Here is a 26,138-nt window from a genome sequence, read left to right on the forward strand (position 1 = left end):
GTGACTTACATCATCGCTCAGCCGTGCGTCGACGTGAAAGACAAGGCGTGCGTCGAAGAGTGCCCGGTAGATTGTATCTATGAAGGTGAGCGCTCGCTCTACATTCATCCCGATGAATGTGTTGACTGCGGCGCCTGCGAACCTGTCTGCCCCGTCGAAGCCATCTACTACGAAGATGATGTGCCGGACGAGTGGGCCGACTATTACAAGGCAAACGTCGACTTTTTCGACGAACTTGGATCCCCGGGCGGCGCCGCTAAAATTGGTAACACCGGCACTGACCACCCACTGATCAGCGCCTTGCCACCTCAGAACCAAGGCTAGGTTTTCACTTTCATGCTTGAACTCCCCGATTACCCCTGGAACCAGCTTGCCCCGTATCGCGAGCAAGCGTCCGCACATCCGGGGGGAGTCGTGGACCTGTCGATCGGCACGCCCATCGACAGCACGCCGCAGGTCATCCAGCAGGCGCTGGCCGACGCTGCCAACTCGCACGGCTACCCGACCACGCACGGGACCATTGAGGTCCGCCAAGCCATCGTCGACTGGTTCGCCCGCCGACGCAACGTCACCGGATTGAGCACCGATGATGTCATGCCGACGGTTGGCTCCAAGGAAATGGTGGCGTGGCTGCCGTTGTTCCTGGGCCTGGGCGCTGGCGATATCGTGGTCCGCCCCGAAATCGCCTACCCGACCTATGACATCGGTGCCCAGCTGGTCGGCGCGACCCCTATCGCCACCGACGACCTCTCGGAATTGACTGCTGAGCAGCGCGAGCGCGTGAAGCTGATCTGGGTTAACTCGCCTGGCAACCCGACCGGAAAGGTCCGCGATACCGCCCAGCTGGCAGGCATCGTGGCTCAGGCCCGCGAAATGGGTGCCGTCGTCGCCTCCGACGAGTGCTACGCGGAACTGGGGTGGGATGAATACGAGGGGCAGGTGCCCAGCATCCTGGACCCGGCGGTCAACGGTGGAAACCTCGATGACCTGTTCGCGCTGTATTCGCTGTCGAAGCAGTCCAACCTCGCCGGATACCGCGCCGCCTTCGTTGCCGGTGCTCCCAATCTGATGCCGTCTCTGGTCAATAGCCGCAAGCATGCTGGCATGATCGTTCCCGGCCCAATCCAGCACGCCATGGTGGTGGCCCTGAATGACGACGAGCATGTCGCGGCGCAGCGCGAGCTGTACCGGGCACGCCGTGACATGCTGCGGCCGGCGCTGGAGAATTTCGGCCTGGCCATCGAGGATTCGGTGGCGGGCCTGTATCTGTGGTGCACCGCTGGGCGTCCGAGCTTTGAAACCATCGGGGCGCTGGCGGAACTGGGCATCGTGGCCGGTCCCGGGGCGTTCTACGGCACCGCCGGGGAACGCCACGTGCGCGTGGCGCTGACTGCATCCGACGAACGGATCGCGGCTGCCGTTGAACGGTTGAATTCTTCCGCCAATCGGTGAAGATGACGCCCTAATTAGCTTGAATGGGTCAAATCGCGGTATGTTCTACGGTGACGACTGACCTTTCGGAACTACACGCTTTCCGGTTAGGAGATGCAATGACAGATACTACGTCTGCACAGCTACACTTTGGAGAATCCAGCCTCGAGCTGCCGGTAATTCAGGCAGCAGAGGGCAACGACGGATTCGGCGTAGCCCCACTTTTGAAGACCACCGGGAACGTGACTTACGATCCCGGCTTCATGAATACCGCGGCCACCAAGTCCGCGATTACCTACATCGACGGCGACGCAGGCATCCTGCGCTACCGCGGGTACCCAATCGAGCAGCTGGCCGAGTTCGACAACTCGTTGCGCCGCCACACCCTGTTGCACGAAGAGCTCAAGGGCTTCTTCGGCGGCTTCCCTCGCGACGCGCACCCGATGCCGGTGCTGTCCTCGGCTGTTTCGGCCCTGTCAACCTGGTACCAGGATTCGCTGGATCCGAAGGATGACGCACAGGTTGAGCGTTCGACCCTGCGCCTGCTGGCAAAGCTTCCGGTCTTGGCAGCGTACGCGCACAAGAAGTCCATTGGCCAGGCGCTGCTGTACCCGGACAACTCGATGAACATGGTCGAGAACTTCCTGCGCCTGTGCTTCGGCACCGCTGCCGAGCCGTACATCGTGGATCCAGACGTGGTCAAGGCTCTTGACCTGCTGCTGATCCTGCACGCTGACCACGAGCAGAACTGCTCGACCTCCACCGTGCGCCTGGTTGGCTCCTCGGAAGCCAACATGTTCGCTTCGGTTTCGGCAGGCATCCACGCGCTGTCCGGTCCGGCCCACGGCGGCGCCAACGAAGCCGTCCTGAAGATGCTGCGTGAAATCCAGTCTTCGGGCATGACCCCTGAAGAGTTCATGACCAAGGTCAAGAACAAGGAGGACGGCGTACGCCTGATGGGCTTCGGCCACCGTGTGTACAAGAACTACGATCCACGCGCCAAGATCATCAAGAAGACCGCTCACGACCTGCTGGCAAAGCAGGGCAAGAACGAGCTGCTTGATATCGCGATGAAGCTGGAAGAAACTGCGCTGAACGATGAATACTTCATCTCGCGCAAGCTCTACCCGAACGTGGACTTCTACACCGGCCTGATCTACACCGCCATGGGCTTCCCGGAGAAGATGTTCACCGTGCTGTTCGCCATCGGCCGCCTGCCAGGCTGGATCGCGCAGTGGCGCGAAATGATCAAGGACCCGGAGCTGAAGATCGGCCGCCCACGCCAGCTGTACATGGGTGAAACCGCTCGCAACTACCCGGGCTACCAGGCCTAGGCTAGCTGCCGGATTCCTGCGGCAGGACCTGTCTTCCCACGATAGTGGGGGACAGGTCCTTCCCTGTTTTAAGCGGTATTTCGGGAGTATCCTTTGAGGCAGAGGAAACGACAAGTGTGCCGAAGAATCAGGTGGTATGCATGTACTTACGTCGTGGAAATAATTGGTCGCTGGCCATAAATACCAATCAGAATATGCTGATGGCGTTGTACCTGCGCGAACTCTCAGGCGTCCACCCCGCGGAGGCCGGACCCAATAGCCGGCTTGCTTCCAATATCAAGAACCGCAACACGATTGACGACTCGCACGGACAGCTCAAGCAGGAATGGAGTTCCTGGTGGGATTCGCTGACCGCGGTGGCGCCAGCCAGTGAACCGGAGGCCAGCGATGCACTGATCAAGCGGCTGGACGACGAGGGCTACCCGGCCCTGGCCCGGCTGGCGCGGGCACACTACGGCCAGGCCACGGTGTTCGCCCAGCAGCATGCCCAGGACTTTGCAGAAAACAGCGGCAAGTACGTGCCGCACCGCATGGATGAGCTGGAGCGGATCCTGATTGACCACGGCGTGGAACACGATATGCAAGCCACTCGGCAGGAGATCCACCTCATCGACGTGCCCTTGGACGAGCCCAGGGCTTGGCTGACTGGCCGGGCAACCATCGTGGCCAGCACGTCGCTGCTGCGCGACTCCAAGGCTTTCCACGGCTTCATCCAGCCGATGGTGACCATCATCTTTCCCGGCGGGTAGCCGAGCAGCAAGAAACTGGGCAATAAAAACTGGCAGACCACTTTCGTGATCTGCCAGTTCGAATGCAACAGGAGAATTAGTTGGCGTGAAGCGCGCTGTTCAGCTCAACGGTCTGGCCTGCGCGCGGCAGGGCCTCAACAGCGCCGGTGATCGAATTGCGGCGGAAGAGCAGGTTTGGCACGCCGGAAAGCTCCAGTGCCTTGACCTGCTTCTCGCCCAGCACCACACGCGTGCCGGCGGTGACGTACAGGCCAGCTTCGACCACCGAGTCATCGCCGATCGAGATGCCCACACCGGCGTTTGCCCCCAGCAGCACGCGTTCGCCGATGACAATGCGTTCCTTGCCGCCGCCGGACAAGGTGCCCATGATCGATGCGCCGCCTCCAACGTCCGAGCCATCGCCAACAACGACCGATGCCGAAATGCGGCCTTCCACCATCGAGGTGCCCAAGGTGCCGGCATTGAAATTGACGAACCCTTCGTGCATGACGGTGGTGCCCGAAGCCAGGTGGGCGCCGAGGCGCACACGTCCAGCGTCGGCAATGCGCACGCCGGCCGGAACCACATAGTCGACCATGCGCGGGAACTTGTCCACGCCGTACACGGTGACCGCACCACGAGCGCGCAACTTCAACCGGGTCGTTTCGAAGCCCTCGACCTGGCAAGGACCGAAATTCGTCCATACGACGTTTGCCAGATGGCCGAAGATGCCGTCGAGGTTGATGCTGTTCGGCTGGACCAGGCGGTGCGATAGCAAGTGCAGGCGCAGCCACACATCGGCGGTGTCAGCCGGAGCTACATCAAGATTAATGGTCAGTGAAACTACCTTCTGGGTGGTGCCGCGGGCTGCATCATCCTGCGCGGCGGCAGAGAGTTCACCGGAGAGCTCTTCAGCTTGGGCGAGTTCGCCCAAGACTGGAGCCGGGTACCAAACATCAAGGATCGTTCCATCGGATGCGACCGTTGCAAGGCCATGCGCTGAGGCTAAACGGACAGATGATTCGCTGGATGTCACAGATTCTGAAGTCATACACTGATCGTATCTTTGCTGACCGGAGTAACGTTGATAAATGACAAAAAAGTGAAGCTAGAGACTCAGGATGTAGCCAGCCGTGAACGAATTGGACCTGCAACAAGACGTTGCCCTGCTCACCGAGCAGATCATGAACATTGAATCCGTTTCCGGCAATGAGCAAGAGCTGGCCGACAAGGTGCACCACGCGCTGCAGCAGCTGGCGCATCTTGAGGTCCATCGGGACCAGGACGCCATCGTGGCGCGCACCAGCTTTGGCCGCGAACGCCGCGTCGTGCTGGCCGGGCATCTGGACACCGTGCCGTTGCCACGCACCGAGGGCGCCAAGGGCACCGTCCCCGCACAGGTCATCGGCGGGGTGCTCTATGGCCGCGGTGCGACGGACATGAAAGGCGGGGTTGCCGTGCAGCTTGCCCTGGCGGCAGAGCTGACCGACGCCAAATACGATGTCACCTACGTCTTCTACGACCATGAGGAAGTTGAAGCGGCCAAGTCCGGATTGGGCCGGCTGGCCAAGAACAGCCCGGAACTGCTGGAAGCTGACTTCGCGATCCTGCTGGAACCGACCAACGGCACCGTCGAAGGCGGGTGCAACGGAACCAGCCGCTTCGTCATCCGCACCCGCGGCAAGGCGGCCCATTCGGGACGCGCATGGATGGGGCATAACGCGATCCACGACGCGGGGGAGATCCTGCAGCGGCTGGCTGCCTACCAGCCCCAGAGCATCACCGTCGAAGGCCTGGACTACCGCGAGGGAATGAACGCAGTCCGCATTGCCGGCGGCATCGCGGGCAACGTGATTCCGGATTACTGCGAGGTGGAAGTGAACTACCGATTCGCCCCGGACAAGACGCTGGCCGAGGCTGAGGCCGTTGTCCGCGAGCTTTTCGCTGGCTTCGATATCGAGCGCACCGATGGCGCCGATGGAGCCAAACCGGGATTGGACCAGCAGATTGCCGCGGACCTGATCAAGGTGCTGGGCCAGGAACCCAAGCCGAAGTACGGCTGGACCGACGTGTCGCGCTTCTCGGCCTTGGGAGTTTCGGCAGTGAACTTCGGCCCAGGAGATGCGCTGCTAGCACACAGCGATGATGAGCATGTACCGCAGCAGGCTATCCGTGATTGCCTGCAGAGCCTGCGCGCGTGGCTGCGCTAGCGATGCCCTGTCACTGAGCAATTGTCGTGGCAAGAAAAAATCTCCGTACCGTGTGGTTGATGCCCAAGCGGTACGGAGATTTTTCTGTTGCGGTGGCTAGGCCTTGGGATCTTCGCGATCCTGGCCCGCTTGCGTGCCCAGATCCGCGGGGGCTCCAACCACTGCCGCCGGGTTGGCGGCTGCAGTCTTGTCCTTCTTCACCCGGCTGCTCAATCGGCGCGAGACGATCACTGCCAGCTTGCTCAGGGTGAAGTTGATGATGATGAAGATCGCCGCCGCCACGATCAGAGCCTGCAGCACATTGCCGTTCGGCGAGGAGTAGGTGCGGGCGAAGAACAGCAGCTCGTTGAAGCTGATGATGTAGCCCAGGGCCGAGTCCTTCAAGATCACCACGAACTGGCCGATCAGCGCTGGCAGCATGGCCACCAGTGCCTGCGGAATCTCGATGTAGCGCAAGGACTTGCCGCGGGTCAAACCGATCGCGATACCGGCTTCGCGTTGGCCCTTGGGCAGATTGTGCACTCCGGAACGGACCAGCTCCGCAACGACCGAGCCGTTGTAGAAGATCAGTGCCGCGACCACGGCCCACATCGCGGTATCTCCTGGCAGCTGCAATGAGCGGGAGAAGAAGACGTTGAAGAACACGATCATCAGCAGCACTGGAACCGCACGGAAGAATTCGACAATCACGGTGGATACACCGTTGATCAGCTTGTTCTGCGCCAGGCGTCCAACACCGAAGATCAGGCCGAATATCACCGAACCGACAATGCCAAAGATGGCGGCCTTGACGGTGTTCCACAAGCCGGGCAGCAAGTAGTTCTTCCAGGTGCTCGACTCGATGAAGTCATCCCACTGGGAAGCCTGCATCTGGTCCTTGGCGGCGAGGCCCAAAATGATCCAAGCAACGATGCCCAGGGCAATCAGGGCACCGATGATGTTGACAGCCAGGATGCGGCGCCGGGCCTTGGGCCCGGGCGTATCGAAAAGAATCGAGGCGCTCATCGTGCCACCGCCAGTTTCTTCGAAGCCCACGTGGTCAGCAGGCCCACTGGAATAACGATGATCACGAAGCCCACCGCGAAGGTCAAGAAGATCGGGATGACGATATCGGCACGGAACTCGATCATGGTCTTCATGACCGAGGAGGATTCGGTGGCTACCGAACCGACCGCCGCGACCGTGGAGTTCTTGATCAAGGCGATCAGGGTGTTGCCCAGCGGCACGATGGCTCCGCGGAAGGCCTGCGGCAAGATCACCATGCGTGCTGCGGGCAAGAAGCTCAAACCGATGGCACGGGCAGCTTCCGCCTGTCCCAGCGGAACCGTGTTCACGCCGGAACGGATGGCTTCGCACACGAACGCCGCGTGGTAGACCGCAAGGCCAAGGACGGCCAAGCGGAAGAAGTTGTTCTGGAAGTCTGAGCTGAGCACGAATCCGAGCTGGCCATAGAGCGCCAGCACGCAGAACAGGATGATGATGGTCAGCGGCGTATTGCGGATCAAGTTGACGTAGCTGGTGCCAATGGCCTGGAAGCTCCCTACGGGGGAGATGCGCAGCAGGGCCAGAATAGTGCCCAGAACGAGGGCGCCAATGGCAGCCCAGAACGTTAGTTGGATATTGACCCAGAAAGCTCCGGGAATGTCGTACTCAGTGAATATGGATAAATAGTTCTCCACTGCAAGCCTCTGTCTCGATGGCCGGAAGACCGGCCAAGTGGCTATGGGTCCGATACCTGCATCAGCCGGTTACCGGAGTAACGCAGATTGCAGATGGGGGCCAAACACGCTGCGTTTGGCCCCCATTGCATCAGGTGCTGCTAGGCGCAGGAATCCGAAAGGGTTGGCGGGTTGGTCTCAGCGTTTGGCTTGTAGCCGGTGCCTTCGGTGTTCTTGTCCAGGGCCTTCTGCCATTCGCCGGACTCGATCATCTTGGTGATCGCCGCGTTGATGTCGGCGCACTTGTCGGTGCCATCAGGCAGGCCCACGCCGTAGTTCTCTTCCGAGAACGGCGCGCCAACTACCTTGAACTTGCCCTTGTAGGCTGGCTGCGCAGCCAGACCCGCGAGGATGATGTCATCGGTGGTCACCGCGTCAATGGTGCCGCCGCTCATCTGGGTGGTGCACTCTGCGTAGCCCGGAAGCTCCTGCAGGTTGGTGTTCTGGGCGTAGTTGTCCTTGACCTTCTGGGCCGAGGTGGAACCGGTGACCGAGCAGAGGTTCTTGCCGTCAAGATCTTCCGGGCCGGCAATATCCGAGTCGGCTGGAACCAGCAGGTCCTGGCCGGCAACGAAGTACGGGCCGGCGAAGTCGACGACCTTGTTGCGCTCATCGGTGATCGAGTAGGTCGCGAAGATCATGTCGACCTGGTCGTTCTGCAGCATGGTCTCGCGGTTGGCCGAAGGGGCCGAAACGAATTCGATCTGTTCCTCGGTGTAGCCCAATTCGTTGGCTACGTACTTGGCGACGTCCACATCGAAACCGGTGTAGTTGTCGCCGTCCTTGAAGCCGAGGCCTGGCTGGTCGAACTTGATGCCGATGCGGATCTTGTCGCCGTCGGCTTCGCTATCGCCGGAGCCGCCGCATGAAGTCAGGGCCAGGGCTGCGACGGCGGCCATTGCGGCTACGGTACCGAAACGAGTCTTGCGCATTGTTCCTCCTAGTGGATGCGTGATGATGAAATCAGTGGTTGGTGATCAGCTTGCCAAGGAAGTCCTTGGCACGGTCGGATTTGGGATTGGTGAAGAATTCTTCCGGTGCGGCCTGCTCGACGATCTGGCCGTCGGCCATGAAGATCACGCGATCCGCGGCCTTCCGCGCGAAGCCCATCTCGTGGGTGACCACGAGCATGGTCATGCCTTCCTTCGCCAGTCCGACCATGGTGTCCAGGACCTCGTTGATCATTTCCGGGTCCAGGGCGCTGGTCGGTTCGTCGAAGAGCATGACCTTCGGCTTCATGGCCAGTGCGCGGGCGATCGCCACGCGCTGCTGCTGGCCGCCGGAAAGCTGTGCCGGCAGCTTGCCGGCCTGGTTGGCCACGCCGACCCGCTCCAGCAACTGCATTGCCAAGTTCTTCGCTTCGTCCTTCTTCATGCCCTTGACCTTGATCGGTCCGAGGGTCACGTTTTCCAAGATCGACTTGTGGGCGAAGAGGTTGAACGACTGGAAGACCATGCCGACATCTGCACGCAGATTGGCCAGCGCCTTTCCTTCTTCGGGAAGGGTCTTGCCGTCAATCTTGATGGTGCCTTCATCGATGGTTTCAAGCCGGTTGATGGCGCGGCATAACGTCGACTTGCCCGAGCCGGAAGGGCCGAGGATCACAACGACCTCGCCCTTGGTGACTTCGAGATTGATGTCATTGAGCACATGCAGCGCACCGTAGTGCTTATTGACCCCAGTCAGCTGGACGATAGGGCCGTCAGAAGAAGCCTGAGCCTGATGATCGCTTTTCATGTTGTAGACATTACTTGATGTGACGTCGACTATGCGAGCCTTCGACCACGTCACATCGAGTTGTTATCAAACTGTTCTTCAAGCAGCGGTAGGTCACATCCAAGGATGGGCAGAACTAACCGATAGAGTGAAGGCATGGTTCATCAGCGTAAGAGTGAAGAAAATGCCCGGATCGGGCAAAAGCACCACATCGAAGCAAGCTGGCCAGGGAAGCAGCCGGAAGATCAGCTTGACCACTATCTCCTGGACAGTCCGCAGGCCGACGTCACGCACACCGATGTGTGGCGCGTGCTGCGGATCCAATCGGAATTCGTCAGCGGCTTTGGAACCATGGCCGATACCGGACCCGCCATTGCAGTTTTCGGTTCGGCGCGCACCGACCGGAACAGCCCTTACTACGCGATGGCCGAGCGTGTCGGCAGCCGCCTGGCCGAGGAAGGCATCACCACGATCACCGGTGGCGGCCCTGGCGCAATGGAAGCCGCCAACAAGGGTGCCGCCGAGAAGGACGGGATCTCGGTGGGCCTGGGAATTGAGCTTCCCTTCGAGACCGGGCTGAATGCCTCGGTGAACAAGGGCCTGAACTTCCGCTACTTCTTCGTGCGCAAGACGATGTTCGTGAAGTACTCGCAGGGCTTCATTGTGCTGCCTGGCGGTTTCGGCACCCTTGATGAACTCTTCGAAGCGCTGACCCTTGTGCAGACCAAGAAGATCACCAGTTTCCCGATCGTGCTTGTGGGCAGCGAGTACTGGGGAGGCTTGGTGGAATGGATGGCCAGCACGCTCGTTGCCGAAGGCACCATATCGCCGGCTGATATGGACCTGTTCACGATCACGGATGATCCTGACGAAGCGGTGGATCTGGTGCTGCGCGCACATCAGGAGAACCAGAAGGTCGGCAACTTGGCGAAGGGGCAGTAACCGATGCCAACGCTCCTGATTGCCATTGCGGTATTGCTGGTCGGCGCGGTCGCGCTGCTGCTCTCCAGCCAGCGGAAGAGCGTGCCAGCCGGCCGCCACTTCGAATCCACCGGGGAGGCCATCACCGGATTGGTCGAGCACCAGGCGTCGCTGCCACCGGTGCTGCTGCCCAAGAATCCGCGCGCCGAGGACGTGGACAAGGTCCGCTTCTCCCTGGGCTTGCGCGGCTACCGTTGCGACCAGGTCGATGATGTGCTCGATGTCCTGGCGGCCGAAATCACCAACCTCGAGAATACGATTCGTGACCTGGAGTCACGGCGTGTGGTTAGCGACACGAACGAAAATTAGTAATAATAAGAGATAAGTGTCCCAACTCAGCCGGGATTCCTTGCTGAGGATGGACTAGGCATTCGGTTGCATGCGTGGCAGGCGCCAACGCATGCGTTAGCCACAGACGAAGGGAACAGCTTAATGGCTGCTATGAAGCCACGCACCGGTGACGGGCCAATGGAAGTCGCTAAGGAAGGCCGCTGCCTCATCTTGCGCCTGCCAATCGACGGAGGCGGACGACTGGTGGTCGAGTTGAACAACGACGAGGCAACCGAATTGCGCGAGTGCCTGCTCAAGGTCACCGAGTAGGGTTGCTCAAGTTCCAGCTTGGCCGCACGAGGTGCTCGTGCGGCAATTGAGGACCGGCAGAAATGTCGGTCCTTCGTTTTGCCTGAAAATGGCTCCTAGCGCCGCGTGGCCGGCCTGGCCGGAAGGACAGTAGCCACGAACAATCCCTGCTCGGTTGGGACAAGGTGAGTTTGCAGCCGCGGATCCTCGCGCATCATGCGCAGTGCATCGCGGGTCGTGACGGTGGAAGGCCGTCGCACTGCGGGCTTGGCCAGGCGGTGCTCGTCGAAGGCATTGTTCACGATGATCACGCCGCCGGTTCCCACCAGCCGCTTGGCTTCGGCTACATATTCGAGCAGCAGTTCGGCGCCGGCATCGATGAGCACCAGATCGTAGGCGTGGTCCGCCAAGCGCGATAGGACGTTCTCCGCACGCTCATTGATGATGCGGGCGCGGGCCGAAGGTATTGACGAGTCGCGCAGGCCCTGCCGCATCGCATTGGCGTGTTCCAGATCCGGTTCGATCGCGGTCAGCGTCATGGCGCTGCCCATGGCTTCCAGCATTGCCAGGGACGCGACACCCACGCCGGAACCGATTTCCACGACGTTGCGCGGCTGGCGCAGGGTGCACAGCAGCTGCAGCATTGAGCGGCCCGCCGGGTCAATGCACCGCACGCCCAGGTCTTCCGCGCGCTCGCGAACCGCGGCGACATGCTCCGGCTCGTTGACGTGGGTCTGGGCGTAGGTCCAGCTCGCAAAGAGTTCTGGATTCATCGAAGGCATCTGCGGTGGTCCTCAAGAGTTGAATTGGCGTGGCCAGTATCAATCGTACCTACGCCGTTACCCGAAATTGTTGAACTTGCAGGTTCTCGCGCAGAGGATTCTTAGCTTCAGCTCAGCTTCCCATTTCATACTTGGAGTGTGAACAATGCACGAAGTGAATCTGTTTCTGCCGCTGCGACTGGCGAAACCGCGACCCCGACCTGGGACCAGATGGTCCAGGAGCATGGGCAGCGGGTTTTCCGTTTGGCCTACCGGTTGACTGGCAACCGCCAGGATGCCGAGGACCTTTCCCAAGAGGCATTTGTTCGCGCGTTCAAGGCACTGGAGAACTACACCCCGGGAACCATGGGCGGGTGGCTGCACCGCATCACCACCAATCTGTTCCTGGACCAGGCGCGGCGCAAGAGCAAGATCCGCTTCGACCGTTTCGCCGAGGGAAGCGAAGACCGGATGCCCGGTACCGCGGTGACCCCGGAACGCTATTTCGAATTCAACAACCTGGATGTCGACGTGCAAGAGGCCTTGCGCGCCCTGTCCCCGGAGTTCCGTGCGGCCATCGTCCTGTGCGATATGGAAGGCTTCTCCTACGAGGAAGTCTCGCGCATATTGGACGTGAAGCTAGGCACGGTGCGCTCGCGGATCCACCGTGGCCGAGCCATGCTGCGAGACGCGCTGGCTCACCGCAATCCGGCAAATCGTCCAGCCAAGACCATGTCGTTGCCACGCATCCCGCGAGGCCTGCGCGCCGCAAGCTAACCCCGTTCACCGGGTGTTCACCGTTGGCATGGCGCGGTGACTTCGTCAGTGGCTCTGGAACAAGGTAATCTTCTTACGTGGATCTTTTTGGTATTAATGGTGGCGAGTTTGTCGTTCTCGCCGTGCTTGCGGTCGTCATTCTGGGCCCCGAAAAGCTTCCCGAGTACGCCAAGAAGCTAGCGAACCTGGTCAAGGAAGTGCGGCGCATGGCCAATGGGGCCAAGGAGCAGCTGCGCGAGGAAGTCGGCGACGAAGTTGCCGATATCGACTGGAAGAAGCTGGACCCGCGCCAGTATGATCCTCGCCGAATCATCAAGGAAGCGCTTATCGATGAATTCGATGACGCCGTGAATGTTGCCAAGGGCGCCCCCGCCAAGACGGTGGCACCGGCTCCGGTGCGAACCGCGGTCCCTTCCATCACCACGCAGCAGCAGCTGGGCGCCAATGAACCGGCTCCGTTCGACTCCGAAGCAACCTAAGCCTGCAACCCACCTTAGAAAGTCATTGGCAGCGATCGCCCGGCAAGTCCGCGCGGTCGCTGTTCCAGTTTTCCTGCAAGCTCCCGCATCGCCGCGGCGGCAGGAGCATCCGGGGTGCTGAGCACCACCGGCTGGCCTTGATCCGAGCCCACGCGTACGGATTCTTCCAATGGAATCTGGGCCAGCAGCTCCACCGGATATCCCAGTTGCTGGCTCAGCGAGTCGCTGAGCTTGGCGCCGCCGCCGGAACCGAAGACCTCCATGCGCGTGCCGTCGGGCAGCTGCAGGAAGCTCATGTTCTCCACCACGCCGATCACCTTCTGCTTGGTCTGCAAGGCGATGGTGCCGGCGCGTTCGGCAACCTCTGTCGCAGTGGACTGCGGGGTGGTGATCACCAGGAGCTCGCTATTGGGCAGCAGCTGGGAAACTGAGATCGCCATGTCCCCGGTGCCGGGCGGCAGGTCGAGGAACAGGTAGTCCAGGTCGCCGAAGTAGACATCCGAAAGGAACTGTTCCAAGGCGCGGTGCAGCATCGGTCCACGCCAGATCACCGGCTGGTTGGAATCCAGGAACATGCCAATGGAAATAACCTTCACCCCGTGCGCTACCGGAGGCAAGATCATCTCATCCACCCGGGTGGGGTTCTGCGAGATTCCCATCAACGAGGGAATGGAGAAGCCGTGCACATCGGCGTCGATCAGTCCGACCTTCAGCCCCTGGGCTGCCAGCTGGCAGGCAAGATTCGCGGTCAGCGACGACTTGCCGACTCCGCCCTTGCCGCTGGCCACCGCGATCACCCGGGTCAAGGACGCAGGGTCGGAGAACGGCGTGCGGCGGCTGGCCAGGGACTCGCGCAACGCTGCCCGCTGGTGCGGATCCATGACACCCAGCTGCACCTCGACGTGCTGCACGCCGGCGACGGCCAGCAGGGCCGCGGTGGCGTCCTGCTCGATGGTGGAGCGCATCGGGCAACCGGCGATGGTCAGCAAGATTTTCACCGTGGCCGTGCCATCGGCCAATTCAGCGGATTCCACCATGCCCAATTCGGTGATGGGCCGGCGAAGCTCCGGGTCGTTGACTTGTGCGAGGGCGGCGAGGAGTTCTGGGGTGTTGCTCAATGCTCAGTGGTTCTTCCGGTGCTGGCTCTGCTGGGGCTTGACGGTTTCGATCATCCCGGTTTGCGGCTGGGAGTTCTTGTTGCCGCCTTTTTTCTTGGCGCGCAGGTGCAGCTCTTCGCCGTCGGTGGTTTCCAGCAGCTCTTCAAGGACATTGCGCAATTCTGAACGGACGTAGTCGCGGGTGGCGACATCGCGCAGGGCCAGACGCAGGGAAGCCAGCTCGCGGGTCAGGTACTCGGTGTCGTACAGGTTGCGTTCTGCACGGGCGCGGTCCTCGGACAGCGAGACGCGGTCGCGGTCATCCTGGCGGTTCTGCGCCAGCAGCAGCAGCGGAGCCGCGTAGGAAGCCTGCAGGGAAAGCATCAGCGTCAGCGCGGTGAAGCCGATGGTGGCATCGTCGAAACGCCAATTGATCGGCGCGACCGAATTCCAGATCAGCCAGAAGGCGCAGAATACCGTCATGTACAGCAGGAACTGCGGGGTGCCCATGAAGCGGGCGAACTTCTCCGTGGCCGAACCGAAGAGGTCGGGGTTCGGGGAGAACCGCGGCCAGAAGCGTTGCCGTGCTGCAAGCGGGGTATCCAGGCCGTTACTCTTGCGCTGCTCAGCCATAGCTGGAACTCCTTTGCTGCTGGTGGGTAGTTGGGGCGTTGGCTAGTCCTGGGAACGCCAGTCATCCGGAAGGATGTGGTCCAGCACGTCATCCACGGTGATGGCGCCGACCAGCCGGCCCTCCTTGTTGGTCACGCCTACACTGGTGAGGTTGTAGGTGGCCAAATGGCGAACCACTTCGGTGATATTGGCCAGATCCGACATCGGTTCCAGCTCGGTATCTAGGATATCGCCCAGCGGTTCCGGGGGAGCGGCACGCAGCAGAGCCTGGATGTGAACTTGGCCCAGGTAGCGTCCGGTGGGGGTTTCCAGAGGCGGGCGCACCACATACACGGTGGAAGCCAGCGCGGGGCTCAACTCCTCCAGACGCACCGAGGCCAAAGCTTCCGCGACCGTGGATTCCGGGGTGAGGATGACCGGAACAGGGGTCATGATCGATCCGGCGGTGCCTTCGGGGTAGGCGAGCAGGCGGCGGACGTCCTTGGCCTCTTCCTCGTTCATCAGATCCAGCAGCTGGTGCTTGGTCTCTTCGCTGACTTCGGCCAGGAGGTCGGCCGCGTCATCCGGGTCCATTTCCTCAAGCACGTCCGCGGCGCGTTCCAGCCCCAGTGCGGAGAGGATTTCCACCTGCTCGCGGTCCGGGAGCTCCTGGAGCACGTCAGCCAAGCGCTCATCTTGCAGATGGGCGGCAATTTCCAGGCGTCGCTTCTCATTCATTTCGTGCAGGGCGTCGGCGAAGTCTGCGGGCTTCATCTCGTCGTGGGCTGCCACGAAGGTGTCAGCGGACTGCGGTTCGCTCTTCGAACCGTGGCTGACCTCGTCCCAGGAGACCAGCACCTTGTTGCGGCGGCGCGAACGCAGGCCCAGCAGATTGGCGGTCGGTTCGCCGCGCTGGACATAGTATTCGTTGATTTCCCAGTCGCCGCGACGGGTCTGCGCAAGGCCGATATCCTCGATGACGCCGCGGCCGGACCCGTCAGTGAAGGTGATGGTGCGGTCGAACATTTCGGCGGCCACCAGAATTTCCTGGCCGCGCTGCTGGAATCGGCGCATGTTCACCAGGCCGTTGCAGATCACCTGGTTGGCTTCCATGGACTGAATGCGGGTCATCGGAACGAAGACCCGCCGCTTGCCGGGGACCTCGACGACCAGGCCCACGCAGGCGGCGGGTTTCTTGGGGCCGCGGGAGACCACCACGACATCGCGTAAACGGCCCAGGCGGTCGCCCAAGGGGTCAAAGACATCAAGCCCGAGCAGCCGGGCGACGAAGATTTTAGACACTTGTGCGCTCACCTTCCTAGACTATCGCGTTCACGGCCTGTTCCCGGTGTGCCAAGCCACAGGCGACGCCCTGTTTCTTTCACCCACAGCGATAGTTGCTTCACAACTATGCAGGCTCACAGTAAACCCGTGCACAATATAGATATGACCTCGCCTCATGGAGTAAATTCGATTAGCACCAGCGGCCTGCCGCGCGGAGAACTGCTTGGACGTTACACCAGCTATCTCGATGCCCAGAAGCTCGTGGATTACCTGGCCGATAATGATTTCCCGGTTGCTGCGGTAAGCATCGTCGGCAACGACGTGCGCACCGTGGAGCGGGTCACCGCGAAGCTTTCCTACCCGCGCGTGGCGCTGGCCGGTGCGGCCCAGGGCGGCATGATGGGCCTGTTCGTCGGCCTGCTGCTGACGCTCTTCGGGGGCGGCGGAAACGGGCTGTACCAGATTCTCTCCGCAATCGGCCTGGGCATGGCTATCTGGATGATCGCTGGCGTGATCAGCTATTCGACCCGTCGTGGCAAGCGCGACTTCGCGTCTTCCAGCCAGTTCGTGGCCACCAGCTTCGACGTAGTGGTTGATTTCGAGCATGCGCAGGCTGCCCGCACCCTGGCCTCCAAGTTGCCTATGCGCCCGCAGCAGGCCCCGGCGCACCCAGCGTCCCAGGCCCCGCAGCAGCAGGCGCCTGCCGTCCCCGCCACGCCTCCAGCACAGCCTGCCGCGGCAGCACCGGCCAGTGGTGCGCAGCCCGCAACGGGCGCGGAGCGCAGCTCGCAGTTCCCCGACCTGCCAGATGGCCGCCCGCGCTATGGCGTGCGAGTGAACGAGGCCCAGCCAGCAGCTCCAGCGGCACAGCCGGCCAAGGAGGAAGCCCAAGCACCGGCATCCGAGGCCAAGGAAGCGCAGGACCTGTCGGAAGTCGAGCCGAAGGTTGATACCTCGCAGCAGCCGCAAGCCCAAGCCGAAGAACCTGACCAAGACCCGGCATCCCGCAAGGATTCGGAAGGCTAGGCGACAGCCGGGCACAAGCAAGGCCTGGGTGCAGTTACCACGGTAACCGCACCCAGGCCTTCGCCGTTTAACGCTGCCGGAGGACTCAGCCGCGCAGCTTAGCCATCCACGCTTCGACCTCGTCAGGCTTGCGCGGCAGGGCAACGCTCAGGTTCTCGGCGCCATCGGCGGTGACCAGAATGTCATCCTCGATGCGCACGCCCAGGCCGCGGTATTCTTCGGGGATCGCCAAATCCTCGTCCTTGAAATACAGGCCAGGTTCGATGGTGAAGACCATGCCTTCTTCCAGCTTGGCATCCAGGTACAGGTCGGCGCGTGCCTGCGCGCAGTCGTGCACGTCCAGACCCAGGTGGTGGCTGGTGCCATGCGGCATCCAGCGGCGGTGATGCTGGCCTTCTGGATCCATTGCTTCTTCCACGGAGACCGGCAACAGGCCCCACTCGGACAGGCGCTCGGCCAGGACGCGGGTAGCGATCTGGTGCAGGTCGCGGAACTTCAGCCCCGGCTTGGCCGCGGCGAACGCGGCATCGGCGGCATCCAGCACGGCCTGGTAGACCTTGCGCTGTACCTCTGTGTACTTGCCTGACACCGGCAGCGAACGGGTGATGTCCGCGGTGTACAGCGATTCGGCCTCGACACCGGCGTCCAGCAGCAGCACCTCGCCCGGCTTGACGGATCCGGTGTTGCGGATCCAGTGCAAGATGGTGGCGTTGTTGCCCGAGGCGGCGATGGTGTCATAGCCCAGCTCGTTGCCCTCAAGGCGGGCACGGGCGAAGAAGGCGCCTTCGACAACGCGTTCGCCGCGTTCGTGGGCGACGGCCTTGTCCAAGTTGCGCACCACATCTTCGAAACCGTTGATGGTTGCGGCAACCGACTTGCGCAGCTCCGCGATTTCGTATTCGTCCTTGATGAGGCGAAGCTCGGAAACGAACTCGGACAGCTCGGTATCCAGGGCGTCGCTGGCTTCCAAGTCCTGCCCGGTGTTGATGCGCGAGGTGTCCACCAGCGCCTCGATGTTCAGGTCGACTTCGCGCACCAGGCGGATGCGGATGCCGCCCAGGGCCTGCGGGCCGGAGTTCTTGGTGATGGCCATTTCCAGCTGTTCCAGCGAGTCGGTAGGCATCCCGGTGCGTGCCGACAGCGAGGAGAGGGTAGGGCGCGGGCCGACCCAGAATTCGCCGGACCGCGAGTTCAGGTAGAAGTCGGTGGTGTCGCGGCCGGCCATCGGCGCGAAGTACAGGGTGGAGACGTGGTTGGAGCCGTGCTCGCCTGCGCCGTCATCGGTTGGTTCCATGACCAGTACTGCGTCGGGCTCGTGGTCGACGCCCAGACCGGTGAGGTGGGCGAAGGCCGAATGCGGGCGGAAGCGGTAGTCGGTGTCGTTGGAACGGACCTTGAGCGGGCCGGCCGGGATTACGATGCGTTCGCCTGTGAAGTTTTCCGAGAGCTTGGCACGACGGGCCGCCGCGTAGCTGGCAGCGGCATCCTGCTCTGGCAAGTCCGAGGTGTCCTGGGCCCACGAGGAGGCCATGAATTCCTGGAATGCCTTGGACGTTGGACGCTGGGAACGGTTGTTCACGCGGTCTTCCAACGGCTGATCTGTGCTTGGTGCAGTTGAATCTTGATTGGTCATGCTCCAAGTGTGTCACCATCAGCTGTATCCCAGCAAAGAATCAGCGCAGGGGATAACCTAGGCATATGCGAATTGACCTGCACACCCACTCCAATGTGTCCGACGGAACTGAAACTCCGTCCGAGCTGATGCGCGCAGCGTCGGCTGCCGGCCTGGATGTCGTGGCGTTGACAGATCATGACCAGACCAGCGGTTGGGACGAAGCCGCGGCGCAGGCGCGGAAGCTGGGACTGGGGTTCGTTCCGGGCATGGAAATCACCTGCCAGGATGCCCACGGCATCAGCGTGCACCTGCTCAGCTACCTGCACGACCCCACCTACCAGCCACTGCTCGATGAGCTGGACCGTGCGCTGAACTCGCGGATCATCCGCGCCCGCCGCATTGTCGATCTGTTGGCCGAGGACTATCCGATCAGCTGGGATCTGGTGGGGGAGCATTGCCTTCCGGGCTCCACCGTTGGCCGCCCGCATATTGCCGATGCGCTGGTGACCGCGGGGGTGGTGGAGAACCGCAACGAGGCGTTTGCCAACATCCTGTCCTCGCGTTCGCGCTATTACGTGTCGCATCCAGCGGTGAATCCGGCCACTGCCGTGCAATTGGTACGGGAAGCTGGCGGCGTTCCGGTGTTCGCGCATCCCAAGGCCTCAGCCCGGGGACGGGTGGTTCCCGACTCGACCTTCTACGAGATGATCGATGCCGGTCTGGCCGGGGTTGAAGTGCACCACCGGGACAATACCGCAGAGGGGAAATCCTGGCTGCTCGAGCTGGCCGCCGAGCACGATCTGATCGTTACCGGCTCGTCGGACTACCACGGGACCGGAAAGCTGAACCGGCTCGGTGAGAATCTCACCGAGCCGGACATGCTGCAAAGAATAATCGCCGAGGGGACTGGGACTCAGGACTCGATGTAAGTGGTGCCTTCAGGCAATCGGGCCTTCATCACCTCGATGGCTTCGACGTTCTGGTCAATCAGCACATACTGGCGTCCCAGCTTCGCCGCCACCGCACCGGTGGTGCCGGAAACGGCGAAGAAGTCCAGCACCCAATCGCCGGGGCGCGAGGACGCGGCCACGATCCTGCGCAGCACGCCTTCGGGCTTCTGCGTCGGATAGCCGGTCTTTTCCTTGCCAGTAGGCGAGACGATGGTGTGCCACCAGACATCCGTGGGAAGCTTGCCCAGGGCGCGCTTCTCCGGGGTCACCAGTCCGGGAGCCATATACGGTTCGCGATCCACCTCGGCCGAATTGAAGTGGTACTTCTTCGGATCCTTCACATAGACCAGGATGGTGTCGTGCTTGGCCGGCCAGCGGCTCTTGGCACGAGCCCCATAGTCGTAAGCCCAGATCAGTTCGTTCAGGAAGCACTCCCGGCCGAAAATCCCGTCGAGCAGCACCTTCACATAATGCACCTCGCGGTAATCCAGGTGCACGTAGAGCGTGCCGTCCTCGGCCAGCAGGCGGTGGGCCTCGCGCAGCCGCGGCTCGATGAAGCTGAGGTAGTCGTCAAAGGCATCGTGATACGACCGGGCGATCCCCAGCTCGGTGTTGTACTCGCGCCCCTTGAATCCGGTGCGGTCGCCTTCGCCTTCGGCAGCGCGGACCATGGTGCGCTGGGCGCGGGTCTGCTTGCGTCCGGTGTTGAATGGCGGGTCCACGTAGATCAGGGTGAAGCTCTGATCGGGCAGGGCGCCGAGGATGGAGAGGTTGTCGCCGTGGTACACGGTATTGCCCGAGGCTGGAACGCCGGACGCGTGGGCGTCTGGTGTTCCAGCATCAGGCAAAGCTGGTTCTTCGGGTAGAGCGAGCACCGCTGGTGTGAGTTCCTTTCGGAAAAGTTGACTGGCCGATTGGACTGGGATCAGTCCTGGCCGCCTGCTTCGGTGCTGCGGGTGCGGCGGCGCGGACGGCGGCGGCGTGCCGGTGCTGCGCCCTCGGCCGCTGCATGTTCCTCGCCGGCCACATGGGTTTCGCGGTGGCGCTCGTTTTCGCGTGCCGGACGATCCTGCTTGCCCTTGGAATGGCCGTGGCGTGCGCCGTCCTGCTCGGCACCGGAGCCCTGCCCGCCGCGCTGGCGCGTCTGCACGCCGTTCACGGTGCGGGTGCGGGTGCGCGAATTGCTGCGGCGGCGCGGGGTGCGCGCTGATTCCTCGCGGCGCGGCGAACCATCGCCCTCGGCGGCGGCAGTCTTCTTGGCACGCTGCAGCCGGCCTTTGGTGCCCTTGGGGATATCCAGGTCGGTGAAGAAGTGCGGCGACGAGGAGTAGGTTTCCACCGGCTCGGGAACGTTCAGGCCCAGCGCCTTGTTGATCAGCGACCAGCGCGGCACCGAGTCCCAGTCCACGAAGGTCACCGCGGTGCCGGTGTTGCCGGCACGGCCGGTGCGGCCCACACGGTGCAGATAGGTGTTCTCGTCATCCGGGCACTGCAGGTTGACCACGTGGGTGACGTCATCCACGTCGATGCCGCGGGCCGCGACGTCGGTGGCGACCAGGATGTCGACCTTGCCCGAGCGGAAGGCCTTCAACGCCTGCTCGCGGGCGCCCTGGCCCAGATCGCCGTGCAGCGAACCGGCATTGAAGCCGCGGTCCACCAGCTCATCAGACAGCTTGGCAGCCGAGCGCTTGGTCTGGGTGAAGATGATGGTCTTGCCGCGGCCTTCGGCCTGCAGCAGGCGAGCGACCATCTCGTCCTTGTCCATGTTGTGCGCACGGTAGACCAGCTGGCGGATGTTGCGTTTGGTCAGCGAATCGTCATCGCCCGGGTCCTGGGCGCGGATGTGCGTAGGTCGGGTCATGTAGCGGCGGGCCATGGTGATCACGGCGCCGGGCATGGTGGCCGAGAAGAGCATCGCCTGGCGTACCGGCGGCAGTGCGGCCAGGATGCGCTCGACATCCGGCAGGAAGCCTAGGTCCAGCATCTCGTCAGCCTCGTCCAGCACCACGGTGCGCACCTGCTTGAGGTTCAGCACGCGCTGGCGGTTCAGGTCGATCAGGCGGCCCGGGGTGCCCACAACCACGTCGGTGCCGGCCTTCAGCGCGGCAATCTGCTCCTCGTAGGGGCGCCCGCCGTAGATGGTGGTGATCGAGATGTTCGAGTGCTTCGAAGCCTGAGCCAGGTCGGCGCCGACCTGGATGGCCAGCTCGCGGGTCGGTGCGACGATCAAGGCCTGCGGGGCACCGGGGAATTCAAGATCCCCGTAGCCCTTGTCGCCCTCGCGGATCACGCGCTGCAGGGCAGGAATGCCGAAGCCCAGGGTCTTTCCGGTACCGGTCTTGGCCTGGCCGATGATGTCGTTGCCGCCCAGGGCAACTGGCAGGGTCAGCGCCTGGATCGGGAAGGGGTACTCGATCCCGGCTTCCGAGAGCGAAGCAACAATGTCTTCGCGAACGTTCAGATCGGCAAAACTCTGCTTGGCCGGTTCTGCGGGGGTTGGCTCGTTGTCTTGTGGTTCGGCAGCTGCGGCCGAAAGCGTCGTGTCAGTCACGATGTCCGTGTTCTCGTTTCATGCGGGCACGGCACCTGTTCCCTTCCGGCTTGGAAGAAGCCGGGAGCATGCAGGGTGCCGTACGAATCCAGCGGAGCCGATCGCTGCTTTCACGCTCGGTAGCTTGGTCAAGCACCTGCGGGATGGCGACCGCTGGGAAGTCGCCATAAAACTGTTTCATCTATCAGCCCATTGCGATCGGGCATCCTAATTGCTAATAGGCCAAGCATAGCCGGTTTTGACCGGAAACCCGGGCTTAGGAGTCCGAAGCCACGATTTCGAAGCTGATCTTGCGCACTTCGGGATCGGCCTGCACCAGCTTCACGCGCACCAAGGTGCCTGGCTGGGCGGATCCGGTAAAGGATCCGGTAATCGGTTCATCTGCCAGCTGGAGGACACCGGGACGAATCTTGCCGTCCTCTTTCTGCTCAGCGGACTTCAGCACGATGGCCTGGAATTCTTCCCCGACCCGTGTTTTGAGCACATAGGCTTCGAGCAGGTCAACGGCCGCATTGTTCACCCGGTTGGCGGCAATGCTGCTGCTGCGCATCAGCCCGGGCAGATCCTCCAACGCCGAGCTGAGCTGTGCCGGGAGCGGCTGGCCGGTGGACAGCAGGTTGCAAGTGAGCAGCACGAAGCGGTCCACGAGACGGCGCAGCGGCGCGGTGGTGTGCGCGTAGGGCGCTGCCAGTGCCGCCTGGATGAGTTCTTCCTCGGGCTGCCCATTGATGACCTGGTAGTCCGCGCCGCGGAACAGGGCGGCGGCGCGATGCATGATGACCAGCTGCTTCGGGTCGCTGACGTCCAATGCATGCAGGTACTGCCCGTAGCTGAGCGATTCATCCCACGGAGTGCCGAGTAGCTGTGTTTGGGTACGGAATTCGCGCTGGTCTGCGTCGTCCGGGGCAGGCATGGTGCGCAAGATGCCCACGCCGGCTTTGAGCATGATGCGGGCCGCGGCAATGCCGGTGAGCAGGGAAATCTGCGCGTTGTGGCCTTCCAGCGGCAGGGGAGTGCGGCTGACCAGCTTGTAGCCCTCGCCTGCTTCTTCAATTTCCTGATCCGGCAAGTTCAAGGAGGCGCCGCCGCGCAGTTGCTCTTGGCGCAGGCGGGCCGCGCCGATTTCGGCGAGCAGCTCGAGCTGCTCATCGGGTTCTCCCGAATCCAGCCGGGCCTGGGCCGAGGCGTAGTCCAGCTGCGCCCTGGAACGGATGCGCGCGCGGTTCAGTTCGACCTTGCCGAGGGCGCCATCGGCGTCCAGGGAAATTTTCCAGTGGAATGCCGGTCGTTCCTTGCCCGGCAGCAGCGAGCCCTGGTCCTCGGAGATCAGCGGCGGGTGCAAGGTGATCTTGCGGTGCGGCAGATAGTAGGTCTGGCCGCGTTGGCGGGCCACCGCATCAAGCTGGCCGCCCAGGGCAACGAAGGCTGGCACGTCGGCGATGGCGTAGTGCACTGTGTAGCCGTCGCCGTGCCGTTCAAGGAACATCGCCTGGTCGAGATCGGTGGCGCCGGGTGGATCAATGGTGAAGAAAGGGATGCCGGTCGCGTCCTGGTCGGGGAGCTGCAATTGGGCTACCGCCTGCTCTGCGGCTTCCAAAGTCTGCTCGTCGAAAGGTGCCGGCACCTCGAACTCCGCTTCCAGGCCGAGCAGCAGCTGGGCCAGCGAGTTGGCGGGAACCGGGCGGGGGCTTCGGATTCTTCGTTCAGTCACACCCAAGGAATATCACGACTCGGTGACTCGAATCACTATTTGGGCAAAGAAATAGCCGGTTTCGCATTCGGGCGAAACCGGCCACCAGCTGCCAAGGCGGGGCCTTGGCGAGCTGCAAGCGCTACTGTGCGAAGCCGACGCGGCGCACTTCTTCCGGGCCAACCTCAACGTAGGCGATGCCAGCGGAAGGCACCAAGACCTCGCGGCCCTTTGGATCCTTCAGTGCCAGAACGGTTCCGTCGGCGATAGCCTTCGCTACCAGCTCGTTGACTTCGGCGTTGCTCAGCTCGGAGTCAAGCACTACTTCGCGGGCTACATTCTGAATGCCAATGCGGATTTCCATGTTTGTCGCACATCCTCTCGAACGAAATAGGTGTCCCGTATGGGGCCTCTGGTCACTAATTTAACTAGTTTTCCTTCGGGAACTGCGAAATTCCGCGCCAAGCTAAACGGGAGATCAGCTCGACTGCTGCCTCCTGGTCCACCGAGGACTCGCTGGTGGCCCAATAGCGAGCCGAAACCTGCGAGAGCCCGGCCAGTGCGCGGCCTGCCAGCAGGCCTTCGTCCTCGCTCATATCGGTATCCTCGACGACGACGCGGGCGATGGAGGAAGCCAGCGAGCTGTTGAACTGCTCGATGCGATGGGCGATCAGCGGATCGGAGAGGACATCGGATTCGAAGATCAGGCGGTAGGCCTGGGATTCGCCCTTGATGTAGCTGTAGTACGTGTTGATGGTGGCGAAGACACGCTCGCGGTTGTCATTCGTGGAGCGGATCGCTTCATCGAGCTGCCGGCTGAAGTCGGCCAGGTGGGAATCGAGCAAGGCGAGATACAGTTCGCGCTTGCCGGGGAAGTGCTGGTAGAGGACCGGCTTGGAGACCAAGGCGACTTCAGCAATTTCGTCCATCGACGCGCCATGATAGCCGTGGGCCACGAAAACCTGGTGCGCTGCCTGCAGCAACTGGCGCCGACGCGCTTCACGTGGCATCCGTTGGGGGCGGGTGCCTTTGATATTTTCGAGTTCCGTCATGTCGTATGGGGCCTTTCCAGCTGCAGAGTGATCAGCTCCCAAGTCATCGAAGGAATTGTCGGGAGAGTAATCTACTTGGAAGTAGTATTCCATGCTTCTGTGCGGAAAGTGGAAAAAACCGACGGGAAATCAGATTTTCTACGCTGATTTGACTTCAGGCGCGGCAGGGCAGTTGCCCTGGGCCTGCAGTGCTTCCGATTTCTCGGCAACGGGCTGGTCAAGTTCCAAGCCGTAGAGGGTTTCCAAGGCCGCGACATACTCGCTGGTGCGGCCTTCGCCTGCCAGCTCGCGGGCGCGCATGGTCGGCACGTGCAGCAGCTGGCGCACCATGCGGCGCATGGCGAGTTCCACTTCCTCGGCGGCGGCGCTGCAGCCGTGCTGTGCGCGGACCTTGGCGATTTCCGCATCCAATACGGTCTTGGTGTGCTGGCGCAGGGCGACAATCGCGAAGTCGGCTTCGCGTTCCCGCTGGGCTGCGGCGAACTCAGCGGTGGCCTTCTTGACGATCCGGCTCGCCGCGTGGACGGCCATCGCCTGTTCGGTCGGGGCAGCCATGCGCACCGATTCCAAGGTAATCAGCTCGACATCCGGCAGTTCCACCAGGGTCGGGTCGAAGTCGTGGGTGAGCGCCATGTCGATGGCGATCAGCGGGTGGTTCTTCACCCGCAGGGCTTCGAGCTCTTCGCGGGCCAGCTGGTGCCCGCCTCCGGAGCAGCCCACGATGATGTCGGCTTCGCGAAGGGCCTGCGGCAGCAATTCGTCGTTCAACGGGAATCCGCCGCGCTTGGCGGTGAAATCTGCGGCGCGTCCGGAATGCGAGTAGACCGAGATGCGCTGGACCCCGCGTTCCTTGAGCAACGCCATCGTGGCGCCAGCGTAGGAACCGGTGCCAAAGAGCACGACGTCCTGTTCGGACCAGTCGCTGGCTTCATCGCGCAGCTCTTCGGCCAGATCGAGGGCTACCGAAACCACGGACTTGCCCTGGGTGCCGAGGTTGGTGTTCGAACCGACATCCTTGGCTGCGCGGGTGGCGTTCTGGAACAGCCGGGTGAGGTTGCTGGTCGTGGTCTTCTCCTGCTGCGCCTGGGTCAGCGCGCGACGCACCTGCCCAGCGATTTCGCGTTCGCCGACCACGGCAGAGTCCAGGCCGGCGCCGACGGAGAAGAGGTGCTCGATGACCGGGTCGCCTTCCAGCGTGGTCAGGCGGCGGGACAGGAATTCGGGGGAGAGGCCTGCGTTGGCGGCCAGCTCGTTGACCAGATGTTCCGCTGCATCCTCCGCATGGTCCACGTCTGCGTAGACTTCGAAGCGGTTGCACGTAGCAAGCACGACGGCACCATTGATAACTGCCGATCCGTTAACGGAGGCAGCTGCCAGCCCATCGGCCGAAGCACTGATCTGTGCCACGGTCTCCAGATCGAGCTGCGAATGCGATGCGACAAGAGATAAGAAAACCACAGTGACCCCAGAATAGGCCGGAAAATACCGGCAGACAACGCAGGTGTGCCTAATATGGCATGGTTCCGTGGGGTTAGTTTGCTCACCTT

28 protein-coding genes are annotated in these 26,138 nt (G+C 62.3%); 12 read left to right on the plus strand and 16 right to left on the minus strand.

Annotated features, from left to right (window positions below):
- The 4 genes from fdxA (at nt 1) to ANI01nite_RS05980 (ending at nt 3,514) form a co-directional block, all read left to right on the plus strand.
- Nucleotides 1-324 carry a ferredoxin gene (fdxA, locus tag ANI01nite_RS05965; protein WP_013349521.1) on the plus strand — a complete coding sequence of 108 codons (324 nt, stop codon included), beginning with the start codon at nt 1-3 and terminating at the stop codon, nt 322-324.
- A 12-nt stretch (nt 325-336) separates the two neighbouring features.
- Complete coding sequence (gene dapC / locus ANI01nite_RS05970; RefSeq protein WP_038990616.1) at nt 337-1,452, plus strand: succinyldiaminopimelate transaminase; 1,116 nt, start codon at nt 337-339, stop codon at nt 1,450-1,452.
- Between the two features lie 98 nt (nt 1,453-1,550).
- Nucleotides 1,551-2,765, plus strand: a complete 1,215-nt coding sequence (locus ANI01nite_RS05975; protein WP_141356686.1) for a citrate synthase — start codon at nt 1,551-1,553, stop codon at nt 2,763-2,765.
- A gap of 140 nt (nt 2,766-2,905) precedes the next feature.
- On the plus strand, nt 2,906-3,514 hold the full coding sequence (locus tag ANI01nite_RS05980; RefSeq protein ID WP_141356688.1) for a hypothetical protein: 609 nt from the start codon (nt 2,906-2,908) through the stop codon (nt 3,512-3,514).
- 76 nt (nt 3,515-3,590) lie between these two features.
- On the opposite strand, the gene dapD is transcribed toward ANI01nite_RS05980, so the two are convergent.
- Nucleotides 3,591-4,544, minus strand: a complete 954-nt coding sequence (gene dapD / locus ANI01nite_RS05985; protein WP_141356690.1) for a 2,3,4,5-tetrahydropyridine-2,6-dicarboxylate N-succinyltransferase — start codon at nt 4,542-4,544, stop codon at nt 3,591-3,593.
- Between the two features lie 82 nt (nt 4,545-4,626).
- Between dapD and dapE the strand changes: the two genes are divergently transcribed.
- Complete coding sequence (gene dapE, locus ANI01nite_RS05990; RefSeq protein ID WP_038990611.1) at nt 4,627-5,703, plus strand: succinyl-diaminopimelate desuccinylase; 1,077 nt, start codon at nt 4,627-4,629, stop codon at nt 5,701-5,703.
- A gap of 96 nt (nt 5,704-5,799) precedes the next feature.
- Here dapE and ANI01nite_RS05995 read toward each other — a convergent pair whose 3' ends face one another.
- The 4 genes from ANI01nite_RS05995 to ANI01nite_RS06010 form a co-directional block, all read right to left on the minus strand.
- Nucleotides 5,800-6,708, minus strand: a complete 909-nt coding sequence (locus ANI01nite_RS05995) for an amino acid ABC transporter permease (protein WP_141356692.1) — start codon at nt 6,706-6,708, stop codon at nt 5,800-5,802.
- Nucleotides 6,705-7,382: an amino acid ABC transporter permease gene (locus ANI01nite_RS06000; protein WP_038990609.1), complete on the minus strand. Its 678-nt coding sequence runs from the start codon at nt 7,380-7,382 to the stop codon at nt 6,705-6,707. The genes ANI01nite_RS05995 and ANI01nite_RS06000 overlap by 4 nt, the downstream gene beginning before the upstream one ends.
- A 140-nt stretch (nt 7,383-7,522) precedes the next feature.
- On the minus strand, nt 7,523-8,353 hold the full coding sequence (locus ANI01nite_RS06005; RefSeq protein ID WP_141356694.1) for a glutamate ABC transporter substrate-binding protein: 831 nt from the start codon (nt 8,351-8,353) through the stop codon (nt 7,523-7,525).
- A 31-nt stretch (nt 8,354-8,384) separates the two neighbouring features.
- On the minus strand, nt 8,385-9,116 hold the full coding sequence (locus ANI01nite_RS06010; protein ID WP_038990719.1) for an amino acid ABC transporter ATP-binding protein: 732 nt from the start codon (nt 9,114-9,116) through the stop codon (nt 8,385-8,387).
- 177 nt (nt 9,117-9,293) lie between these two features.
- On the opposite strand from ANI01nite_RS06010, the gene ANI01nite_RS06015 reads away from it, so the two are divergent.
- The 3 genes from ANI01nite_RS06015 (at nt 9,294) to ANI01nite_RS06025 (ending at nt 10,718) form a co-directional block, all read left to right on the plus strand.
- Entirely contained in the window at nt 9,294-10,079 is a 786-nt protein-coding gene (locus ANI01nite_RS06015; protein WP_141356696.1) for an LOG family protein, read from the plus strand.
- A 3-nt stretch (nt 10,080-10,082) separates the two neighbouring features.
- Nucleotides 10,083-10,427 (plus strand): DivIVA domain-containing protein, encoded by a 345-nt coding sequence (locus ANI01nite_RS06020; RefSeq protein WP_141356698.1) that lies wholly within the window; start codon nt 10,083-10,085, stop codon nt 10,425-10,427.
- 123 nt (nt 10,428-10,550) lie between these two features.
- Nucleotides 10,551-10,718 (plus strand): DUF3117 domain-containing protein, encoded by a 168-nt coding sequence (locus ANI01nite_RS06025; protein WP_141356700.1) that lies wholly within the window; start codon nt 10,551-10,553, stop codon nt 10,716-10,718.
- Between the two features lie 95 nt (nt 10,719-10,813).
- On the opposite strand, the gene ANI01nite_RS06030 is transcribed toward ANI01nite_RS06025, so the two are convergent.
- Entirely contained in the window at nt 10,814-11,479 is a 666-nt protein-coding gene (locus ANI01nite_RS06030; RefSeq protein WP_083586583.1) for an O-methyltransferase, read from the minus strand.
- A gap of 138 nt (nt 11,480-11,617) precedes the next feature.
- On the opposite strand from ANI01nite_RS06030, the gene sigE reads away from it, so the two are divergent.
- Nucleotides 11,618-12,235 (plus strand): RNA polymerase sigma factor SigE, encoded by a 618-nt coding sequence (sigE, locus tag ANI01nite_RS06035; RefSeq protein ID WP_038990605.1) that lies wholly within the window; start codon nt 11,618-11,620, stop codon nt 12,233-12,235.
- Between the two features lie 77 nt (nt 12,236-12,312).
- A complete protein-coding gene (locus tag ANI01nite_RS06040) occupies nt 12,313-12,714 on the plus strand; it encodes a sec-independent translocase (RefSeq protein ID WP_038990604.1) in 402 nt (133 codons plus the stop codon).
- A gap of 14 nt (nt 12,715-12,728) precedes the next feature.
- Here ANI01nite_RS06040 and ANI01nite_RS06045 read toward each other — a convergent pair whose 3' ends face one another.
- From ANI01nite_RS06045 to ANI01nite_RS06055, 3 genes are read right to left on the minus strand one after another with little or no spacing between them, the layout of a single operon-like run.
- Nucleotides 12,729-13,832 carry an Mrp/NBP35 family ATP-binding protein gene (locus ANI01nite_RS06045; RefSeq protein ID WP_121867065.1) on the minus strand — a complete coding sequence of 368 codons (1,104 nt, stop codon included), beginning with the start codon at nt 13,830-13,832 and terminating at the stop codon, nt 12,729-12,731.
- Nucleotides 13,833-13,835: 3 nt separating this feature from the next.
- On the minus strand, nt 13,836-14,444 hold the full coding sequence (locus ANI01nite_RS06050; protein WP_073705968.1) for a DUF1003 domain-containing protein: 609 nt from the start codon (nt 14,442-14,444) through the stop codon (nt 13,836-13,838).
- Nucleotides 14,445-14,486: 42 nt separating this feature from the next.
- Nucleotides 14,487-15,737: a magnesium transporter MgtE N-terminal domain-containing protein gene (locus ANI01nite_RS06055; RefSeq protein ID WP_038990601.1), complete on the minus strand. Its 1,251-nt coding sequence runs from the start codon at nt 15,735-15,737 to the stop codon at nt 14,487-14,489.
- 132 nt (nt 15,738-15,869) lie between these two features.
- Here ANI01nite_RS06055 and ANI01nite_RS06060 point away from each other — a divergent pair, with 132 nt between their 5' ends.
- Nucleotides 15,870-16,733: a YflT domain-containing protein gene (locus ANI01nite_RS06060; RefSeq protein ID WP_066140472.1), complete on the plus strand. Its 864-nt coding sequence runs from the start codon at nt 15,870-15,872 to the stop codon at nt 16,731-16,733.
- 85 nt (nt 16,734-16,818) lie between these two features.
- Here the strand turns inward: ANI01nite_RS06060 and ANI01nite_RS06065 are convergent, their stop codons facing one another.
- The gene (locus ANI01nite_RS06065; protein WP_121867064.1) at nt 16,819-18,366 is read right to left on the minus strand and encodes an aminopeptidase P family protein; all 1,548 of its coding nucleotides are present in this window, start codon (nt 18,364-18,366) and stop codon (nt 16,819-16,821) included.
- Nucleotides 18,367-18,431: 65 nt separating this feature from the next.
- Here ANI01nite_RS06065 and ANI01nite_RS06070 point away from each other — a divergent pair, with 65 nt between their 5' ends.
- Nucleotides 18,432-19,277, plus strand: coding sequence for a PHP domain-containing protein (locus ANI01nite_RS06070; protein ID WP_141356702.1), 846 nt, complete (start codon nt 18,432-18,434; stop codon nt 19,275-19,277).
- On the opposite strand, the gene ANI01nite_RS06075 is transcribed toward ANI01nite_RS06070, so the two are convergent.
- From ANI01nite_RS06075 to ANI01nite_RS06100, 6 genes are all read right to left on the minus strand, one after another.
- Nucleotides 19,262-20,146 (minus strand): DNA-methyltransferase, encoded by an 885-nt coding sequence (locus ANI01nite_RS06075; protein ID WP_371858942.1) that lies wholly within the window; start codon nt 20,144-20,146, stop codon nt 19,262-19,264. The two genes, ANI01nite_RS06070 and ANI01nite_RS06075, sit on opposite strands and share 16 nt — an antisense overlap.
- Before the next feature lie 77 nt (nt 20,147-20,223).
- Nucleotides 20,224-21,849 carry a DEAD/DEAH box helicase gene (locus ANI01nite_RS06080; protein ID WP_141356706.1) on the minus strand — a complete coding sequence of 542 codons (1,626 nt, stop codon included), beginning with the start codon at nt 21,847-21,849 and terminating at the stop codon, nt 20,224-20,226.
- A gap of 256 nt (nt 21,850-22,105) precedes the next feature.
- Complete coding sequence (locus ANI01nite_RS06085; RefSeq protein WP_121867061.1) at nt 22,106-23,560, minus strand: RNB domain-containing ribonuclease; 1,455 nt, start codon at nt 23,558-23,560, stop codon at nt 22,106-22,108.
- 121 nt (nt 23,561-23,681) lie between these two features.
- Nucleotides 23,682-23,903 carry a DUF3107 domain-containing protein gene (locus tag ANI01nite_RS06090; RefSeq protein WP_038990596.1) on the minus strand — a complete coding sequence of 74 codons (222 nt, stop codon included), beginning with the start codon at nt 23,901-23,903 and terminating at the stop codon, nt 23,682-23,684.
- Nucleotides 23,904-23,967: 64 nt separating this feature from the next.
- Complete coding sequence (locus ANI01nite_RS06095; RefSeq protein ID WP_052253668.1) at nt 23,968-24,591, minus strand: TetR/AcrR family transcriptional regulator; 624 nt, start codon at nt 24,589-24,591, stop codon at nt 23,968-23,970.
- 138 nt (nt 24,592-24,729) lie between these two features.
- The gene (locus ANI01nite_RS06100; protein ID WP_141356708.1) at nt 24,730-26,049 is read right to left on the minus strand and encodes a glutamyl-tRNA reductase; all 1,320 of its coding nucleotides are present in this window, start codon (nt 26,047-26,049) and stop codon (nt 24,730-24,732) included.
- Between the last annotated feature and the right edge of the window lie 89 nt (nt 26,050-26,138).

Origin of the sequence: Glutamicibacter nicotianae (assembly GCF_006539525.1) — a bacterium.
Lineage (GTDB): Bacteria > Actinomycetota > Actinomycetes > Actinomycetales > Micrococcaceae > Glutamicibacter > Glutamicibacter nicotianae.

Excerpts from the sequence above, each read along its gene's own strand:
- dapC (WP_038990616.1), top strand. The coding sequence starts at position 337 with ATGCTTGAACTCCCCGATTACCCCTGGAACCAGCTTGCCCCGTATCGC.
- ANI01nite_RS05975 (WP_141356686.1), top strand. The coding sequence starts at position 1,551 with ATGACAGATACTACGTCTGCACAGCTACACTTTGGAGAATCCAGCCTC.
- ANI01nite_RS05980 (WP_141356688.1), top strand. The coding sequence starts at position 2,906 with ATGTACTTACGTCGTGGAAATAATTGGTCGCTGGCCATAAATACCAAT.
- dapD (WP_141356690.1), bottom strand. The coding sequence starts at position 4,544 with ATGACTTCAGAATCTGTGACATCCAGCGAATCATCTGTCCGTTTAGCC.
- ANI01nite_RS05995 (WP_141356692.1), bottom strand. The coding sequence starts at position 6,708 with ATGAGCGCCTCGATTCTTTTCGATACGCCCGGGCCCAAGGCCCGGCGC.
- ANI01nite_RS06005 (WP_141356694.1), bottom strand. The coding sequence starts at position 8,353 with ATGCGCAAGACTCGTTTCGGTACCGTAGCCGCAATGGCCGCCGTCGCA.
- ANI01nite_RS06015 (WP_141356696.1), top strand. The coding sequence starts at position 9,294 with ATGGTTCATCAGCGTAAGAGTGAAGAAAATGCCCGGATCGGGCAAAAG.
- ANI01nite_RS06020 (WP_141356698.1), top strand. The coding sequence starts at position 10,083 with ATGCCAACGCTCCTGATTGCCATTGCGGTATTGCTGGTCGGCGCGGTC.
- ANI01nite_RS06025 (WP_141356700.1), top strand. The coding sequence starts at position 10,551 with ATGGCTGCTATGAAGCCACGCACCGGTGACGGGCCAATGGAAGTCGCT.
- ANI01nite_RS06030 (WP_083586583.1), bottom strand. The coding sequence starts at position 11,479 with ATGCCTTCGATGAATCCAGAACTCTTTGCGAGCTGGACCTACGCCCAG.
- ANI01nite_RS06050 (WP_073705968.1), bottom strand. The coding sequence starts at position 14,444 with ATGGCTGAGCAGCGCAAGAGTAACGGCCTGGATACCCCGCTTGCAGCA.
- ANI01nite_RS06060 (WP_066140472.1), top strand. The coding sequence starts at position 15,870 with ATGACCTCGCCTCATGGAGTAAATTCGATTAGCACCAGCGGCCTGCCG.
- ANI01nite_RS06065 (WP_121867064.1), bottom strand. The coding sequence starts at position 18,366 with ATGACCAATCAAGATTCAACTGCACCAAGCACAGATCAGCCGTTGGAA.
- ANI01nite_RS06070 (WP_141356702.1), top strand. The coding sequence starts at position 18,432 with ATGCGAATTGACCTGCACACCCACTCCAATGTGTCCGACGGAACTGAA.
- ANI01nite_RS06090 (WP_038990596.1), bottom strand. The coding sequence starts at position 23,903 with ATGGAAATCCGCATTGGCATTCAGAATGTAGCCCGCGAAGTAGTGCTT.
- ANI01nite_RS06095 (WP_052253668.1), bottom strand. The coding sequence starts at position 24,591 with ATGACGGAACTCGAAAATATCAAAGGCACCCGCCCCCAACGGATGCCA.